The organism is Flavobacterium aquidurense (genome assembly GCF_002217195.1).
In the GTDB taxonomy this organism is placed as follows: domain Bacteria; phylum Bacteroidota; class Bacteroidia; order Flavobacteriales; family Flavobacteriaceae; genus Flavobacterium; species Flavobacterium frigidimaris.
Map to the genome: position 1 here is coordinate 1 of NZ_MUGR01000053.1, position 3,005 is coordinate 3,005.

Annotated in this window: 1 rRNA gene; it reads right to left on the minus strand. The window is 47.8% G+C overall.

The features are described 5' to 3' along the window. Positions 1-10: 10 nt before the first annotated feature. Positions 11-2,894, minus strand: a 23S ribosomal RNA gene (locus B0A67_RS22135). Positions 2,895-3,005: the final 111 nt, after the last annotated feature.

Sequence of the window (3,005 nt, forward strand, 5' to 3'; positions counted from 1 at the left end):
GGAAAAGGGTGTACATAAGCTTACGGATTATTAGTACTACTCGACTATGACATTACTGCCTTTACATCTATAGCCTATCAACGTGGTCATCTTCCACGATCCTTAAAAGAAATCTCATCTTGTGGTGGGTTTCGCGCTTATATGCTTTCAGCGCTTATCCCTTCCAAACGTAGCTACTCTGCGATGCTCCTGGCGGAACAACAGATACACTAGAGGTTTGTCCAATTCGGTCCTCTCGTACTAGAATCAGATCCACTCAAATTTCTAACGCCCACAGTAGATAGAGACCGAACTGTCTCACGACGTTCTGAACCCAGCTCGCGTGCCACTTTAATGGGCGAACAGCCCAACCCTTGGGACCTTCTCCAGCCCCAGGATGTGACGAGCCGACATCGAGGTGCCAAACCCCCCCGTCGATATGAGCTCTTGGGGGAGATCAGCCTGTTATCCCCGGCGTACCTTTTATCCTTTGAGCGATGGCCCTTCCATGCGGAACCACCGGATCACTATGCTCTACTTTCGTACCTGATCGACCTGTATGTCTCTCAGTCAAGCTCCCTTATGCCATTGCACTCTACGCACGGTTACCAAGCGTACTGAGGGAACCTTTAGAAGCCTCCGTTACTCTTTTGGAGGCGACCACCCCAGTCAAACTACCCACCAAGCAATGTCCCCCACAATATGGGGTTAGGCCTCAGATAAACAAAGGGTTGTATTTCAACAATGACTCCACAACGCCTGGCGACGCCACTTCACAGTCTCCAACCTATCCTACACATCATTTATCCAAGGTCAATACTAAGCTATAGTAAAGGTGCACAGGGTCTTTTCGTCCCACTGCGGGTAAACGGCATCTTCACCGTTACTACAATTTCACCGAGCTCATGGCTGAGACAGTGTCCAGATCGTTACACCATTCGTGCAGGTCGGAACTTACCCGACAAGGAATTTCGCTACCTTAGGACCGTTATAGTTACGGCCGCCGTTTACTGGGGCTTCAATTCAATGCTTCTCCGAAGATAACATCTCCTCTTAACCTTCCAGCACCGGGCAGGTGTCAGGCCCTATACTTCATCTTACGATTTTGCAGAGCCCTGTGTTTTTGATAAACAGTCGCCTGGACCTCTTCACTGCGGCCAGCATTGCTGCTGGCGACCTTTCTCCCGAAGTTACAGGTCTATTTTGCCTAATTCCTTAGCCATGAATCTCTCGAGCACCTTAGGATTCTCTCCTCAACTACCTGTGTCGGTTTACGGTACTGGTACTAATTACCTGAAGTTTAGAGGTTTTTCTTGGAAGCCCTTAGGCGCACTATCTCTTTGTCCGAAGACTCCGAGTACTATCGTATTTCCCCAAGCCGCGTGGATTTGCCTGCGCAGCTTATAGGTAGGTACTTCAACGAACTATTCCGTCAGTTCGCGGCGCTTTCATCACTCCGTCACCCCATCACAGTAATTAGTAGTACGGGAATATTAACCCGTTAGCCATCGACTGTCCCTTTCGGGTTCGCCTTAGGACCAGACTAACCCACAGCTGATTAGCATAGCTGTGGAAACCTTAGTTTTTCGGTGTGCGGGTTTCTCGCCCGCATTATCGTTACTTATGCCTACATTTTCTTTTCTAACCAGTCCAGCATACCTGACGATACACCTTCAACCCTGTTAGAATGCTCCCCTACCACTTAGAGTAAACTCTAAATCCATAGCTTCGGTAATATACTTATGCCCGATTATTATCCATGCTCGTCCGCTCGACTAGTGAGCTGTTACGCACTCTTTAAATGAATGGCTGCTTCCAAGCCAACATCCTAGCTGTCTGGGCAGACAAACCTCGTTCTTTCAACTTAGTATATATTTGGGGACCTTAGCTGATGGTCTGGGTTCTTTCCCTCTCGGACTTGGACCTTAGCACCCAAGCCCTCACTGTTAGTGAACATTATATAGCATTCGGAGTTTGTCAGGAATTGGTAGGCGGTGAAGCCCCCGCATCCAATCAGTAGCTCTACCTCTATATAACTTTATAACTAACGCTGCACCTAAATGCATTTCGGGGAGTACGAGCTATTTCCGAGTTTGATTGGCCTTTCACCCCTACCCACAGGTCATCCGAAGACTTTTCAACGTCAACCGGTTCGGTCCTCCACTGTGTGTTACCACAGCTTCAACCTGCCCATGGGTAGATCACACGGTTTCGCGTCTAACACTACTGACTAAAGCGCCCTATTCAGACTCGCTTTCGCTACGGATCCGTGGCTTAACCACTTAACCTTGCCAGCAACGTTAACTCGTAGGCTCATTATGCAAAAGGCACGCCGTCACCCCACGAAAGGGCTCCGACCGCTTGTAAGCGTATGGTTTCAGGATCTATTTCACTCCGTTATTCACGGTTCTTTTCACCTTTCCCTCACGGTACTGGTTCACTATCGGTCTCTCAGGAGTATTTAGCCTTAGCGGATGGTCCCGCCAAATTCAGACAGGGTTTCACGTGCCCCGCCCTACTCAGGATACCACTATCTATTATACTCGTTACCCATACGGGACTATCACCCTCTTTGGTGTCACTTTCCAGTAACTTCCGGTTCCTTGTACATAAAATATCGTGGTCCTACAACCCCAATCTTGCCGTAACAACATTGGTTTGGGCTAATCCGCGTTCGCTCGCCACTACTTACGGAATCACTTTTGTTTTCTTCTCCTCCGCCTACTTAGATGTTTCAGTTCAGCGGGTTTGCCCACCTATCGGTGTACTATGTCTTCAACATAGTGGGTTGCCCCATTCAGGTATCTACGGATCAATCGGTGTGTGCCCGTCCCCGTAGCTTTTCGCAGCTTATCACGCCTTTCATCGCCTCTGAGAGCCAAGGCATCCCCCATACGCCCTTATTTTGCTTATTGTACCAATCATAAAATTAATTATGACCGTTTTTTTTTGTCTTTTACTATAAATAGTAAAAAACGCTTTCTACTTTTTATTATTTTCTTATCTCAATATGTCAATGAACTTTA